The sequence below is a fragment of the Actinoplanes aureus genome (genome assembly GCF_015704865.1).
Classification (GTDB): Bacteria; Actinomycetota; Actinomycetes; order Mycobacteriales; family Micromonosporaceae; genus Actinoplanes; species Actinoplanes aureus.
This window is the reverse complement of the sequence record NZ_JADQTO010000011.1, coordinates 182,038-196,047: the sequence shown is the minus strand read 5'-3', so window position 1 is coordinate 196,047 and position 14,010 is coordinate 182,038. Positions and strand designations below refer to the sequence as shown.

The window sequence follows — 14,010 nt, the reverse complement described above, 5'->3', positions numbered from 1 at the left end:
AATCGTTCCGGGGACTGCCGAGGCATCGTCCCGTGGCCGCACTCTGATAGGTCATGCCGGAGCCGCCCGAGGGGCGATCCTCCGCCAGAGTTGGTACCCGTTGTTGGCGTCACACGGGTTCGTGTAGACGATGCCGTTCGCGTTGCTGTCCAGGCAGAACCCCGTCGCGCGATGATGCAGCTGGATGTAGCTGCCCACGTACTGGATCCACCACACCTGATAGCTGGAACCACAGGCACCGGTGTACACCTGGCGCTGCGCATTGGCGTCCAGGCATCGATTCGTATACCAGTCCCGACAGCGCCACACCGCCAGGGAGCTACTCAGTGAGGAAGCCCAAACCCGGTGCTCCGGTGGGCGGCAACCAGCTTGGCGTACACCTCGGCGCTGGGCTTCGGGGTGCGCTCGAAGGTCTCCCGGTCGACCTCGAAGAGGCCGAGCTGGTGGCCGTACCCGAAAATCCACTCGAAGTTGTCCAGCAGCGTCCAGTGCAGATAGCCCAGCACCGGCACGCCCTCCGCCATCACCGCCCGCAGGCCCTCCAGCGCCGGCGGCAGGAAAGCAGCGCGCAACCTGTCGTCATCGGTCGACATGCCGTGTTCGGTCACCAGGACCGGTACGCCGGCTTCGGCGTGCACGTAGCGGATCGCGCCGGCCAGCGAGCCCGGCTCGATGCCGCTGCCCATCTGGTTGCGCGGCGCCGAGGCCGGCGGCGGGACGGCACCGTCGGCGTCGTAGAACAACCGCTCGTAGTTCTGGACGCCGATGTAGTCGTCGTCGCGGGCCAGGTCCAGCCAGCGCTGGTACACCTCGGAACGCTTGCGGTCGCGTACCCGGGAATCGGAACCCACGGCGACGTCGTCGGCGACCGCGAGCGAGAAGCCGACCGGGACGGAAGGCTGAAAGGCCTTGATGGCGGCGCGGGCCGCGCGGTGGCCGGCGGTCATGCCGTCGGCCATCGCGTCCATCTCCTCGGGCAGCATGACGTTCGCGGCGCGGTAGCGGGGCACGCCGGCAGCCGCCGACGCGGCCGCGAGGGTGGCACGTTCCAGCTCGCGTACGAACGGCGGCAGGTCCATCCAGGTCAATAGCCGGGCCAGGTTGGGTTCGTTGAGGGTGACCGCCACCGCGATCCGGTCGCCGAAACGGGCCGTCACCTCGGCGCAGTAGCGGGCGAACAGCGATGGCGCGTCCGGGTCGAGCCAGCCGCCGCGGGCCGCGAACCAGTGCGGCGAGGTGAAGTGGTTGTAGGTGACGACCGGGGCCAGGCCTCGCGACAGGCAGTGGTCGGCGATCGCCTCGTAGTGGTCCAGCGCCTCAGCCGAGAACTCTCCGGGTGCGGGCTCGACCCGGGCCCATTCGACCGAGAAGCGGTACGCGTTGAGGCCCATGCCGGCCGCCAGGTCGACATCGGACCGCCAGCGGGCGTAGCCGTCGCACGCCGGGCCGGACGGCTCGCGGAAGACGGTGGGCTGGACGTTCTCCAGGAACCAGGTGTCGCTGAGGGTGTTGTCGCCCTCGGTCTGATGGCCGGCGCTGGAGACGCCCCAGAGGAAGTCAGGCATCCAGTTCTCGCAAGGTGTCCTCGATCCAGTCGGCGGTGTAGGCGGCGACGTGCGGCAGGTGGTCCAGTCCGCAGTGCTCGGTCGCCCCCTCCTCGGGGGTGAAGAGCCGCAGATCCTTCTTCGGGGCGTTTATCGCTTTGGCGAAGCTCTCTCGCGCGTACGCCACGCTGATCTGCCGGTCGTTCGTCCCGTGCGTGATCAGCAGCGGACAGGTGATCTTGTCGATGACACCGTTGAGATTGACCCGCACGGCCTTCTCCACGAATGCCGGGATGTCCGGCGAACCCCACACCCAGAGCACGTGCTCCCAGTAGTGCGGAACCGGGTTCTCCCCCTCCCGTTCGAGGCGCTTCTTCTGCACCTCACCCCAGTTGTGGTTGGCACCCCAGGCCACCGCGAGCGCGAGCCGCTTCTCGAACGCGGCCGCACGCGGCACGTAGTAGCCGCCGAGCGACCAGCCGACCAGACCGATCCGGTCGGATCGGACGTCGGAGCGCGCCTCCAGGAACGAGACGCAGGCGGCGGCCCAGTCCTCGGTCTCCACCCGCGAGGTCAGCCCCTGCAACCGCAGAGCCTCCCCGGAGCCCGGGCAGTCGACCTGCAACACCGAGATTCCTCGCGCGGCCATCTCCGAAGGCCACCCCGAGGTGTACATGTGCTCCTTGGTCGAATCGAGACCGTTCCACATGATCATCGTCGGAACCGGCCGGCCGTCGGTCGACGCGTTGGTGAAGTACGCGGGCAGCGTCGTCCCCTCGAACGGGATCCGCACCCGGGTGGTGCGGGGGTCGATCAGCTCGAACGACTTCTCCATCACCTCGAGCAGGTGCCGATAGGTCGGGAGGCGCTCCGGCGACGAGTTCGACAGCATCCGCTCGGCCTGGCACAGATACGCACCGGCCCGCAGGTACTTCTGCCCGGCGGTCCGCCTGTGCCCGGCCTTCTCGGCCTCGACGGCCTGCTGCTCGACCTGGTCGGCGACCCGCCGCCAGGACCGCATGAATTCTTCGGTGCCCACATCGGAGCCCTGTTCGGCGAGGTCGCGGATGGGCCGGCAGGCCCGGTCCACCTCGTCGATGGTGCCGCCCGAGTTGAGCGTGGCCACCACGCCCAGGTTCCAGATGTAGTTGCCGGGAAAGTACTCGAACATCTGCGCAGATCCTTAGGCCGGAGGGGCGATCGCGTCGGCGATGCCCTTGTGGGAGACGTGTCCGGTGAGCCCGCCGTCGACGACGATCTCGGCGCCGGTGATGTAGGCCGCCGCGTCCGAGACCAGGAAGACCATCAGCCCGGCGACGTCGTCGACGGTTCCGGTGCGCCCGAGCGGGATCTCGGCGAGTGCGGCACCCCGGAAGGCGGGCGAGGCGTTCGCCATGAGCGGCGTCTCGATGAGTCCGGGCAGCACGGCGTTGACCCGGATGCCGCGCGGGCCGAGCTCCAGCGACGCGGTCCGGGTGAGGCCGCGCAGGGCCCATTTGCTGGCGGTGTACGCGGCCGCGACGTGCCCGGAGACCGCGGCGACCGAGCACACGTTGACGATCGACGACCCGGCCGGCATGAGCGGGACCAGCGCCTGGATGCCGAGCATCGGCCCGGTCACGTTTATCGCGAAGGTGCGGTCCCAGTTCGCCAGGTCGACGTTCGGGAGCCGCTCCCGGCCGGCCACCCCGGCATTGTTGATCAAGGCGTCGACACGGTCGAGAGACGCCGCGAGCGAGGCCCAGCCGTCCGGGTCACGGACATCCAGGTGCCGCACGCCGTCCCCGGCGAGCACGTCGGTGGCGATCACGGTGGCGCCGGCTTCCCGCAGCGCGGCCACCTCGGCGGCGCCCTGCCCGCGGGCACCGCCGGTGACCACGACGACCTTGCCGTCCAGACGGAACATCGGCGCTCAGACCGGCGGCGCGACGAACAGGCCGCGGTCCGGGTCGTTGAAGCTGTCCTTCGCGATGATCTCGCTCATCGGGTCGGCGGTGCCCCACTGGTCCTGCACGTTGGGGTCGGCGATGTCGTGGAGCTCGGGGTGCCACTGGTCGGTTTCCAGTCGCTCCAGTTCGGTGGTGTACTCCATCGTGTTGCCGCTGGGGTCGAGGAAGTACGTGAAGGTGTTGTTGCCGGCCAGGTGCCGGCCGGGGCCCCAGATCTTCTTGATGCCGGCCCGCATGACCCGGCCGGTGCCGCGCATGTACTCGTCGAGGCCACGCATCTCGAAGGAGACGTGGTGCACCGAGGTGTGCGGGCCGCGGGCGATGGCCAGGCTGTGGTGCCAGTCGTTGCACCGCATGAAGTGCATCATCTCGCCCATGTGCTGGCTCCAGAGCGTGTCCGACAGCTTGAAGCCGAGGTGCTGCTCGTAGAAGGCGCGGGTGCGGTTCGGGTCGTCGGAGTTCATCACGGCGTGCGAGATGCGTACCGGGATGGCCTCGCCCTCCTCGACCGCCCGGTGCTGCCGGGTCTCGACGTCGCAGGAGATCTCGATGGTGCGGCCGTCGATGTCGAAGAACCGGAAGCCGTAGCCGCCGCCGGCGGTCTGCAACTTGCCGGGCTGGCCGACCAGCTGGACGCCGTCGGAGGCGAGCTTGGCGGCGAGCGCGTCGACGGCGGCCGGGTCGGTGGCGCCGAACGCGATCAGGTCGAGACGCTTCTCGGCGGCCTTGCGCAGCCGGACGATGTACTGCTCCGGTGAGCCCTCGGCGGCCAGGTAGGACAGATCGCCGTCGGTGCCGACCTCGGTGAGGCCCCAGGTGTCGCGGTAGAAGGTGCGCTGGGTCTGGTAGTCGGGCACGGCCAGGTCGACGTGCCGCAGGTGGGTGATGCCGTACTCGTTGAGGTGGGACATGACTTTCCTTTCAACCAAGAACTGAGCCGCCTCCGTCGACGACCAGATGTGCTCCGCTGACCCAGGCGGATTCGTCGGAGGCGAGGTAGACGGCGGCGTTGACCACGGTGATCAGGGCGATCTTGCCGGCCAGCCGCCCGGTCACGACGCGCCCGCTGCGCGGCCGCGATCGAGCAGTTCCACCAGGCTGCCTTCCGGATCGGCCAGATAGGCCATCCGGACACCGGGCTCCGGCGACGGGCGGCCGGTGCTGCCGGCACGTTCCAGCAGCTCGAGCCGGTAACCCGCGCCGCGCAGCAGGACGCCGCGGAAGGCGTGCTCCGGCAGCGCGAAATCGAATTCCGGGGTCAGGCCGAGCGCGGTGGCGTACCAGTCGCGCATCCTGTCCAGGTCGCCGACGGTGAGGCCGACGTGGTCCAGCCTCATGCCACCACCACCGTCCGCACGTTGGTGAACTCGCGAACCCCTTCGGCGGACAGCTCCCGGCCGTAGCCGCTGCGGCCGATGCCGCCGAACGGCAGCCGCGGGTCGGAGGCGACCGGTGCGTTGACGAACAGCGCACCGGAGCGGATCCGCCGGCCGACGGCGAGTGCGTGGCCGGCCGAGCCCCAGACCGAGCAGCCCAGGCCGAACTCGGTGTCGTTGGCCAGTTCGACGGCGTGATCGTCGTCGCGGGCCCGGACCACGGCCGCGACCGGCCCGAACGTCTCCTCGGTGAAGGCCGCCATGCCGGGCGTGACGTGGTCGAGGACGGTCGCCTCCATGTGGAAGCCGGGACCGGCGGCGGCCCGCCCGCCGGTCAGCAGCCGCGCTCCGGCGGCGACGCTCTCGTCGATCTGCCGGACCACGGTGTCCCGCAGGTCCGCGCGCGCCAGCGGGCCGATCTCCAGCCTCGCGGTCTCGGCGAGCAGCGCGGAGACGAACCGCTCGGCGACCTCGTCGACGACGATGAACCGCTTGGCCGACACGCAACTCTGGCCCGCGTTGCCGAACCGGGAGCGGGCGGCGGCAGCGGCCGCGCCGGCGATGTCGGCGCCGGCGAGGACGACGAACGGGTCCGATCCGCCGAGTTCCAGGACGGTCTTCTTCAGGGCGGCGCCCGCCGCCTGGGCGATCGCGGATCCGGCCCGCTCGCTGCCGGTGAGTGTGACGGCGGCGATCCGCGGATCGGCGACGATCCGGGCGCTCACCGAGGGCACCCGCGCACCCTCGATCACCAGGGACCGGAACAGCCCGGCGGGCGCCCCGGCATCGGTGAACAGCGCCTCGACGGCCAGCGCGCAGCCGGTGACGTCCGGGCTGTGCTTGAGCAGCGCGGCGTTCCCGGCCGCGAGCGCGGCACAGGCGAACCGGAGGACCTGCCAGAACGGGAAGTTCCACGGCATCACCGCGAAGATCACGCCGAGCGGCTCATAGGAGATCCAGGAGCGGCCGGCGCCCGACTCGATCTCGCTGTCCGCGAGCCAGCCGCGGGCCAGGTCGGCGACGACCGTACAGTTCCAGGCGCACTTGTCGATCTCGGCGAGCGACTCCGCCAGGGGCTTGCCCATCTCGGCGGTGATCAGGGAGCCGTACTCGTCGCGACGCTCGGTGAGCAGTTTGCCGGCCGCGCGCAGCATCGCGAGCCGGTCCGGCAGTTCGACCGCCGCCCAGGTCCGCGCGGCGGCGGACGTCTCCGCCAGGGCCCGCTCCACCACCGCGTCGTCGTGGGCGGGGTAGCGGCGCAGCTCCCGGCCGGTCGCCGGGTCCCGCGTCACGACCTCGGACATGTCACACCTCCTCGCGGACGCGGCGGCGGGCCGGGACGATGGGCGGCACGGTCTCGGTGCCGGCGACGATCCGGTTGCGGATCGTGCCGAGCCGCTCGATGGTCATCTCGACGACGTCACCGACCCGCAGCGGCGGCGGGGTCAGCTCGCCGGTGCGGCCCCACCCCTCGGCCAGGGCGCCGGACCCGCAGGTTCCGGAGGCCAGCACCTCGCCCTTCTTGACCCAGGAGGCGCGGGACGCGTACGAGACCATCTGCTCGAACGACCAGCCCATGTGCCCGGACCGGTCGCTGCCGGTGACCGTGCCGTTGACCTTCACGGTCATCTGGAGATCCAGGAACCCGTCCGCGTCCCGGAAGTCGTCGAGCTCGTCGGCGGTCACCACCCACGGCCCGATCGTGGTGGCGAAGTCCTTGCCCTTGGACGGGCCGAGGCCGAGCTTCATCTCCCGGCCCTGCACGTCCCGGGCGGACCAGTCGTTCATCACGCAGTAGCCGCCGATCGCCCGCCGGGCCTGTTCCGGGCTGACGTTGCGGACGTCGTGGCAGATCACCGCGGCGAGTTCCAGCTCGTAGTCGAACCGTTCGGTGTCCGGCGCGATGGCCACGTCGTCGTAGCCACCGGTGACCGCGTGCGGGGCCATGAACAGGAACGACGGGGCGGCGTACCACTCGTCCGGCACGAACTCGTGCCCCTGCATGCCCTTGCCGACGCCGGCCACGTGCTGCTCGAAGGTGAGGAAGTCGCGCATCGCCACCGGGTAGACCGGCGGCAGCAGCCGCACCTGGGCCGGCCGCAGCCCGTCGCCGCGGGCGGCGGCGTCGGCCGCCGCTTCCCGGTCGGCACGGTCGGCGGCGAGCAGCTCGACCAGGTCGGTGCCGTCCGCGAACGGGTGCAGCCACCAGTCGGGACCCTCGCCGACGACCAGGCCGACCCGGCGTACGCCGTCGGGCTCGGTCGCGAGGCGGAACGCAGCCAGTCTCATCTCAGGTCAGCCGATCGTGGTGTAGAAGGCGCGCTCACGCTTGGCGAGCACCGGGATCGCCTGGCCGAACGCGTACGTCTGGAAGTGCTCCGACGCACCGTGCGCGGCGTAGGCGTCCTCGTCGTCGTAGACCTCGAACAGGTGGAAGACGCTCGCCTCGGCCGGATCCTGGTACGCCTGGTAGAAGCGGTTGCCCGGCTCCGCCCGCGACAGCGGGGTCAGCTTCTCGATCGCGTCGAGGACGACGGCCTCCTGGCCGGGCTCGGCGATCCACGTGGCGCTGACGACGTATGCCATGAAAAGTCCTCCTCGTTCGGTGACCTCCTCACGCTAGGTGCGCACCGGCTGACGGGAGAAAGCTCGGACGGCGATGCCTGGCATCACCGCGGAGCGGGTTCCGCCTTCCGACACCTCCGTGTTCTCTGTGACCCAGCACACGTCTGTTAACAGCTGTCGCTCATAGCCCCGGGAGTGGACATGGATTTGAAAAACTACGGCCGCGCTGCCGCTCTCTCCGTCAGCAGCCTTCTTCTCGTGACCGCGTGCAGTTCCGGCGGAACCCAGCCGGCCGACGGATCCGCCGCCGCGGGCTCCGGCAACTCCACCAAGACCATCGTGTTCTCCCCGCTCGCGCTGAAGATCCCGGCCATGAAGGGCCTGTCCGAAGGCGTGCAGGGCTACGGCAAGGGCCACGGGTACGAGGTCCTCGTCCAGGACCCGAACCTCGACCCGCAGAAGCAGCTCACCGACCTGAAGAGCGTCATCGAGTCCGGCCGCGCCAGCGGCGCCTGGGTGATCGCGGTCCAGCCGGCCGCACTGTCCGACCTGGTGAAGACCGCCCAGGAGAAGAAGATCCCGCTGCTGCTCAACGGCGTACCCGAGGACTACGGGTTGTCCGGCATGCAGCCGGGCGTGACCTTCGACCGGATCGACTACGAGGCCCAGGGCAAGGCCATGGGCGAGCAGCTCGGCAAGTGCGTCAACGAGAAGCTGGGCGGCAAGGCCAAGGTCATCCTGACCGTCGGCGTGGCCGGCACCGCCGGTAAGGCCGAGGTGGAGAAGGCGCAGAAGGACGCTCTGGCCGCCACCGCGCCGGGAGCGGAGATCGTGACCGAGGTGGCCGTCACCGATCGGGCCAAGGCGCAGACCGACGTCGGCAGCGCGCTACAGGGCAACCCGGGCGCCAACGCGCTGCTCGGCACCAACGACGAGGCCGCGCTCGGCGCACTCGGCGCGTACGCCGCCGCCGGCAAGGAGCTGACCTGCGTGACCGAGACCGGCGGCAACGACGAGGTGCTGGAGGCGGTCAAGGACGGCAAGATCTACGCGTCGGTGGCGCTCCAGTTCGAGGCCGACATGGTGCAGTCGTTCGACACGCTGACCGCGATGATGGCCGACCCCGCCAAGCCGGGACAGCAGATCGTCGTGCCGCAGAAGGTGATCACCGCGGGAAGTGGGCAGTGACCGTGACCGCCGCTCCCGTGGAGAAAGCGGACGTCCCGGTTCCCACCGGCCATGACATGCCGCGCGCGGTCACCGCGCTGGTGTTCGTCCGGGATCGCGGCATCTTCGTGCTGTGGGGCCTGATCATCGTGGCCTTCTCGTTCTGGTGCGCGCCGTACTTCGCCACCCTGGACAACGCGCTGCTGATCGCGAACGCGGCCGCCCTCACCGCGATCTTCGCGGCCGGCGTGGGCTTCGGCGTGATGACCGGTGTGCTCGACCTGTCGCTGCCGGGCACCGCCGCCTTCGCCGCCTGCGTCGCCGGCTGGCTGATCACCAACGGTCAGCCGATCTGGCTGGCCCTGGTCGCCGGTCTGGCCTGCGGTGTGCTCGTCGGGCTGGTCAACGGGCTGATCGCGCTGCGCGGCTTCAACCCGATCATCGTCACCATCGGCACGCTGTCGGCGCTGTCCGGCCTGGCCGCGGTGATCGCCGGCGGCTACACCTTCCCGGGGCTGACCGGCCTGACGTTCATGGGCACCGACCGCTACCTCGGGGTGCCCGCCCCGGTCTACATCGTCGGTCTGCTGTTCCTGGTCGGGACGGTGTTCCTGACCCGTACCCGGGACGGCATCCGGCTGATGGCGGTCGGCGGCAACGCCGAGGCGGTACGCCGCTCCGGCATCCACAGCGACCGGTACAAGGTCCTCGGTTTCGTCATCTCCGGCCTGTGCGCCGCGCTCGGCGGCCTGGTCACCGCGGCGATCACCACCGAGGCCACCCCGGAGGCCAGCCCCAGCATCATCTTCAACGCCCTGACCGCGGTCGCCCTGGCCGGCGTCGCGCTGACCGGCGGGCGTGGCAGCCTCCCCCGGGTCCTGGTCGGCGCGCTGATCCTGGCCACCATCGCCAACGGCCTGACCATCCGCGGCATCCAGCCCTACTGGGCCACCGTCACCACCGGCGTGCTGCTGCTCGCCTCCCTGCTGCTGGAGCGCGTCGTGCAGACCAGCGTGTCGAACCGGCTGATGGCCAGCGCCAACCTCTCGGTGCACAAGAAGCAGGTGTGAACATGACGTCTCCCGCTCTCGAGCTCAGCGGCATCGACATGCACTACGGATACGTCGGCGCGCTGGCCGGCATCGACTTCCACGTCAACCCCGGCGAGGTGGTCGGCCTGCTCGGCGACAACGGCGCCGGCAAGTCCACCCTGCTCAAGGTGATGTCCGGCGCGCACCGGCCGAGCGGCGGCACGATCCGCGTGCACGGCAAAGAGGTGCAGTTCCACTCCCCCAGCGACTCCGCGGACGCCGGGATCCAGATGGTCTACCAGGACCTGGCCCTGGTGGACCCGCAGGACATCTCGACCAACCTGAGCATCGGCCGGGAGATCCTGCGCAAGGGCCCGCTCGGCTGGCTCGGATTCGTCGACCGCAAGGCGATGCGCAAGCGCTCCGAGGCTGAGCTGGACCGGCTCGGCGTACGCACCGCCCCGATGACCCGCCCGGTGGAGATGCTCTCCGGCGGGCAGCGGCAGGTCGTCGCCCTGGCCCGGGGAGCGATCCGGGTCTCCGGCGAGGCCAACGGGGTGCTGCTGCTCGACGAGCCGACCGCGGCGCTCGGCTACGAGCAGACCAGACAGGTCGAGGCGCTGATCCGGCGGATGGCCGCGCAGGGTGTCGCGATCGTCCTGGTCACCCATAACCTGCCACTGTGCTCCGAGGTCGCCGACCGGGTGGTGGTCCTGAACCGTGGCAGCAAGGTCGCCGACGTCGCCGTGGCCGACACCGAACCGGACCACATCGTCGGCTGGATCACCGGCGCCCGCGCCTCCCAATTCGCATAGAGAAGGAGAAGAGATGACCTCCCGCGTCCTCGTCGTCGGCGGCGGCATCACCGGCGGTGTGCTGGCCCTGGCTCTGGCCCAGCGCGGCGTGCAGGTGGTGATCGCCGAGCTGCGCAACGGCCTCGGCGGTGTCGGCCACGGCATCACCCTGCAGGGCAACGCGCTCAAGGCGTTCCACGCCGTCGGCATCTACGACGAACTCGCCGAGCACGGCTTCGCCTTCGACAAGCTGCGGATGTTCCGGGCCGACGGCGTCCAGTTGATGGAGATGCCGGCACCGCCGATGGGCGGCGACGCCGTACCCCCGACCATGGGCGCGTTGCGCGCCGACCTGGCCGACATCCTGGCCCGCCGGGTCCGCGAGGCCGGCGTCGACGTGCGGCTCGGCACCACGGTCACCGCGATCGACGACCGCGGCGACCACGTGCTGGCCACCCTGACCGACGGCGCCACCGAGACCTTCGACCTGATCGTCGGCGCCGACGGCATCCGCTCCACGGTCCGCCGGATGATCGGCATCGAGGCGCGGCCCAAGCCGGTCGGCATGGGCATCTGGCGGGTCGTCGCCGAGCGGCCCGCGGCGATGGACAGCTCCGGCGTCTACTACGGCGGGCCGAAGTACAAGGCCGGATACACCCCGATCTCGGAGACCCTCTGCTACGCGTTCCTGCTCGAGGAGAACCTGGACCGCTCGTACGTCGGGGAGCACCCCAACGGCAAGATCCTCAAGGAGCACGGCCAGGGGTACGGCGGCGTCTGGGGCCAGGTCCGCGACAGCCTCGCCGATGACGCGGTCGTCAACTACCAGTACATCGAGTCGATCCTGCTGGACGGGCCGTGGCACCGGGGCCGGACCATCGTGATCGGCGACGCGGCGCACGCCTGCCCGCCGCTGATCGCCCAGGGCGCGGCCATGTGCGCGGAGGACGCCGTGGTGCTGGCCGAGATGCTGACCAGTGGCGATCCGATCGACGAGGTGCTGCCCGCGTTCCACGCCCGCCGCATGCCCCGGGTCAAGCTGGTGCTGGACAACAGCCTCCAGCTGGCCGAGTGGGAGATCCACCCGGACACCCCGGGCGCCGACCCCGGCCGGGTCATGGGCCAGACGCTGCACGCGATGTGCGCACCCGCATGAACGGACAGATCCTCCCCGGCGACGAGGGCTTCGAGGCGGCCCGCGTCGACCGGATCTTCAACCGCCGGCTACCGGCCGGCAGCCGGCGGCGATCCTGCGGGCGACCAGCGAGGACGACGTGGTCGCCGGGGTACGCCTGGCCCGCGAACGCGGCTGGCAGGTAGCGGTGCGCTCCGGTGGGCACAGCTGGGCGCAGTGGTCGATCCGCGGCGACGCCCTGGTCATCGACCTGGCGGCATGCGGGAGATGACCTACGACCCGGAGACCGGGATCGCCACCGCGTCGCCGGCGGTGCAGGGCGGCCTGGAACTGGCGCCGTTCCTGGAGAAGCAGGGCCGGTTCTTCGCCGGCGGCCACTGTCCTTCGGTCGGCCTCGGCGGATTTCTGCTGCAAGGCGGCCAGGGCTGGAACGCCCGGAGCGCTGCTTCACTGGCTACCTAGAGTGATGGCCAGCTCGTCGAGACGGGCGAACAACCACTGGTGCGCCGGATCGGAGAGCCGATCCCTGGCATACCAGTAACCCTCGGCGAGCAGCACCTCCCCGAACGGCGGCTCGACCATGGTGATCGGGCCGCCCGGCACCAGGTGCAGCCGGGCCAGCCGCTCCGGCACCACGGCCACCAGCTCGGTCCCCTCGATGACGAACGCCAGCGGCAGGAACCCGGCCACCTGGAGCACGATGCGCCGGTCGATGCCGTGCTCGCCGAAGACCCGGTCCACCGGGGTGAGAATGCCCGGGCCGAACGTGGCGACGGCGTGCGGCACCTCGGCCAGGTCGCGCAGGGACATCTCGCCGCCGGCCAGCCGGGGATGCCGCCGGTCGGCGATCAGCACCATCCGGTCGCGCCACAGCGGCTTGCGCTCGCCGGGGAAGCCGAACCCGAGCGGTGCGACGAGGGCGTCATGCTCCAGCAGCGTGCGTTCGGACGTACGCGCCTTCGGCCCGATCCGGTCGATGGACAGCCGGACCCCCGGCGCGGTGGCCCGCAGCAGCCGGACCAGCGGTTCGTGCAGCACCGCCACCGCATAGTCGCTCATCGCGAACCGGAAGGTCCGCTCGCTGGTGGCCGGGTCGAACCGGTTCTCCAGGTCGAGGGCCCGCGAGATCAGCCGGACCGCGCGCTGCACCTCGGGCAGCAGATCCCGGGCGAACGGGGTCAGCTCGTAGTCCCGGCCCGCCCGGACCAGCAGCTCGTCGTCGAAGCGGCGGCGCAGCTTGGCGAGGGCCGCGCTCATCGCCGGCTGTCCCACGTCCAGCCGGGTCCCGGCCCGGGTCACGTTCCCCTCCTCCAGCAGGACGCGCAGAAAGAGCAGCAGGTTGAGATCGGTACCGCCCAGGGTCATGCCAGAGCCTCCTCGTGCCTGAGACTAGAGCCGTGAAGGAACGGCTGCGTGAGGTCGACGCCAACCTGCTGCTCTCCCTGCACGCGCTGCTGGAGGAACGCAACCTGACCCACGCGGGCGAGCGGATGACGATGAGCCAGTCCGCGATGAGCAGCGCGCTCACCCGGCTGCGCCGGCACTTCGGCGACGAACTGCTGGTCCGCTCCGGCCGCGGCTTCGACCTGAGCCCGCTCGCCGAGCGGCTGCGACCGGCGGTGGCCGAGGCGGTGGAGGCGGCCGAGGCGCTGCTCGGCACGCAGCGCGAGTTCGACGCGGCGTCCAGCACCCGCCGGTTCGGGGTGAGCATGTCGGAGTACGCGATGACCGTCCTCGCCGAGCCGCTGATCCGGCTGATGGGCGAGCAGGCACCCGGCTGCTCGGTCGCCCTGGACACCCTCGACGCGCACGGCGCCCAGCTGGAGACGCAGCTGATGCGCCGCGACCTGATCATCGGCCCGCTGGGGTACGAGTTCCCCGGCCACACCCAGCCGGTCTTCACCGACCACCTGGTCTGCATCGTGTCCCGCGGCCACCCCCGGCTGACCGGAGGCGCACTGACTCTGGCTGATCTGGCCGCCATGCCGCACGCCGTCGCCGCGTTCACGGCCGCCGGTGAGCACAAACGCCCCCTCGAGATCGAGCTGGAACGGCAGGGCATCGCCGACCGTACCGTGCTGGTCCAGGTGACCAGCCTGCTGACGCTGCCGTTCGCGGTCGGCGGCACCGAGATGTGCGCGTTCGTGCCGTCCCGGCTGGCCCGCCGCTGCCTCGGCATCCTGGACCTGGCGATCGCCGAGACGCCCCTGGCGACGGTCGGCATCACCGAGGCCGCGCACTGGCATCCCGGCCGGGAGAAGGATCCAGGTGTGGCCTGGCTGCGCCGCCTGCTCCACGAGGTCGCGGTAGCCGTCGAGGACGATGTCACCGAACCGGCCTGAGCCACAACGGCCGTTTCACGCATGCCAGCGATCGGTGTCAGCGATGGTGGAAACCGTTGTGCGGCCGCGCCGGGGATGCCCCAATGGGTGCAGAACCCCTTCGAAGG

General features: G+C 70.7%; 18 protein-coding genes. 7 read left to right on the top strand and 11 right to left on the bottom strand.

Annotated elements, in window-relative coordinates; genetic code table 11:
• Nucleotides 1-51: 51 nt before the first annotated feature.
• Genes I4J89_RS23995 through I4J89_RS23950 form a run of 10 tightly spaced genes read right to left on the bottom strand, consistent with a single transcriptional unit; the run spans nt 52 to nt 7,455 of the window.
• Nucleotides 52-309, bottom strand: a complete 258-nt coding sequence (locus I4J89_RS23995; RefSeq protein WP_196416292.1) for an RICIN domain-containing protein — start codon at nt 307-309, stop codon at nt 52-54.
• Between the two features lie 14 nt (nt 310-323).
• The gene (locus I4J89_RS23990; protein ID WP_196416291.1) at nt 324-1,565 is read right to left on the bottom strand and encodes a glycoside hydrolase family 1 protein; all 1,242 of its coding nucleotides are present in this window, start codon (nt 1,563-1,565) and stop codon (nt 324-326) included.
• A complete protein-coding gene (locus tag I4J89_RS23985) occupies nt 1,558-2,715 on the bottom strand; it encodes an alpha/beta hydrolase family protein (protein WP_196416290.1) in 1,158 nt (385 codons plus the stop codon). The genes I4J89_RS23990 and I4J89_RS23985 overlap by 8 nt, the downstream gene beginning before the upstream one ends.
• Nucleotides 2,716-2,727: 12 nt before the next feature.
• The gene (locus I4J89_RS23980) at nt 2,728-3,450 is read right to left on the bottom strand and encodes an SDR family NAD(P)-dependent oxidoreductase (protein WP_196416289.1); all 723 of its coding nucleotides are present in this window, start codon (nt 3,448-3,450) and stop codon (nt 2,728-2,730) included.
• 6 nt (nt 3,451-3,456) lie between these two features.
• Complete coding sequence (locus I4J89_RS23975; protein ID WP_196416288.1) at nt 3,457-4,404, bottom strand: VOC family protein; 948 nt, start codon at nt 4,402-4,404, stop codon at nt 3,457-3,459.
• Nucleotides 4,405-4,414: 10 nt separating this feature from the next.
• The gene (locus I4J89_RS23970; protein WP_230859463.1) at nt 4,415-4,549 is read right to left on the bottom strand and encodes an SDR family oxidoreductase; all 135 of its coding nucleotides are present in this window, start codon (nt 4,547-4,549) and stop codon (nt 4,415-4,417) included.
• On the bottom strand, nt 4,546-4,830 hold the full coding sequence (locus tag I4J89_RS23965) for a VOC family protein (protein WP_196416287.1): 285 nt from the start codon (nt 4,828-4,830) through the stop codon (nt 4,546-4,548). Before I4J89_RS23965 ends, I4J89_RS23970 begins: the two co-directional genes overlap by 4 nt.
• Nucleotides 4,827-6,173 (bottom strand): aldehyde dehydrogenase family protein, encoded by a 1,347-nt coding sequence (locus tag I4J89_RS23960; RefSeq protein WP_196416286.1) that lies wholly within the window; start codon nt 6,171-6,173, stop codon nt 4,827-4,829. Before I4J89_RS23960 ends, I4J89_RS23965 begins: the two co-directional genes overlap by 4 nt.
• Before the next feature lies 1 nt (nt 6,174).
• Nucleotides 6,175-7,158 (bottom strand): fumarylacetoacetate hydrolase family protein, encoded by a 984-nt coding sequence (locus tag I4J89_RS23955; RefSeq protein ID WP_196416285.1) that lies wholly within the window; start codon nt 7,156-7,158, stop codon nt 6,175-6,177.
• Between the two features lie 6 nt (nt 7,159-7,164).
• Nucleotides 7,165-7,455, bottom strand: coding sequence for a putative quinol monooxygenase (locus I4J89_RS23950; RefSeq protein ID WP_196416284.1), 291 nt, complete (start codon nt 7,453-7,455; stop codon nt 7,165-7,167).
• 180 nt (nt 7,456-7,635) lie between these two features.
• Here I4J89_RS23950 and I4J89_RS23945 point away from each other — a divergent pair, with 180 nt between their 5' ends.
• From I4J89_RS23945 to I4J89_RS49760, 6 genes are all read left to right on the top strand, one after another.
• Nucleotides 7,636-8,622: a sugar ABC transporter substrate-binding protein gene (locus tag I4J89_RS23945; RefSeq protein WP_196416283.1), complete on the top strand. Its 987-nt coding sequence runs from the start codon at nt 7,636-7,638 to the stop codon at nt 8,620-8,622.
• A gap of 2 nt (nt 8,623-8,624) precedes the next feature.
• Nucleotides 8,625-9,671 carry an ABC transporter permease gene (locus tag I4J89_RS23940; RefSeq protein WP_196416282.1) on the top strand — a complete coding sequence of 349 codons (1,047 nt, stop codon included), beginning with the start codon at nt 8,625-8,627 and terminating at the stop codon, nt 9,669-9,671.
• A 2-nt stretch (nt 9,672-9,673) separates the two neighbouring features.
• Nucleotides 9,674-10,447, top strand: coding sequence for an ATP-binding cassette domain-containing protein (locus I4J89_RS23935; protein WP_196416281.1), 774 nt, complete (start codon nt 9,674-9,676; stop codon nt 10,445-10,447).
• Nucleotides 10,448-10,460: 13 nt separating this feature from the next.
• Nucleotides 10,461-11,582 (top strand): FAD-dependent monooxygenase, encoded by a 1,122-nt coding sequence (locus I4J89_RS23930; protein ID WP_196416280.1) that lies wholly within the window; start codon nt 10,461-10,463, stop codon nt 11,580-11,582.
• A 91-nt stretch (nt 11,583-11,673) separates the two neighbouring features.
• Nucleotides 11,674-11,832 (top strand): FAD-binding protein, encoded by a 159-nt coding sequence (locus I4J89_RS49765; RefSeq protein ID WP_309238458.1) that lies wholly within the window; start codon nt 11,674-11,676, stop codon nt 11,830-11,832.
• Complete coding sequence (locus I4J89_RS49760; RefSeq protein WP_230859462.1) at nt 11,820-12,023, top strand: hypothetical protein; 204 nt, start codon at nt 11,820-11,822, stop codon at nt 12,021-12,023. The genes I4J89_RS49765 and I4J89_RS49760 overlap by 13 nt, the downstream gene beginning before the upstream one ends.
• Here the strand turns inward: I4J89_RS49760 and I4J89_RS23920 are convergent.
• On the bottom strand, nt 12,009-12,926 hold the full coding sequence (locus I4J89_RS23920) for a LysR family transcriptional regulator (RefSeq protein WP_196416279.1): 918 nt from the start codon (nt 12,924-12,926) through the stop codon (nt 12,009-12,011). The two genes, I4J89_RS49760 and I4J89_RS23920, sit on opposite strands and share 15 nt — an antisense overlap.
• A 32-nt stretch (nt 12,927-12,958) precedes the next feature.
• Between I4J89_RS23920 and I4J89_RS23915 the strand changes: the two genes are divergently transcribed.
• Nucleotides 12,959-13,903 carry a LysR family transcriptional regulator gene (locus I4J89_RS23915; protein ID WP_309238453.1) on the top strand — a complete coding sequence of 315 codons (945 nt, stop codon included), beginning with the start codon at nt 12,959-12,961 and terminating at the stop codon, nt 13,901-13,903.
• Nucleotides 13,904-14,010: the final 107 nt, after the last annotated feature.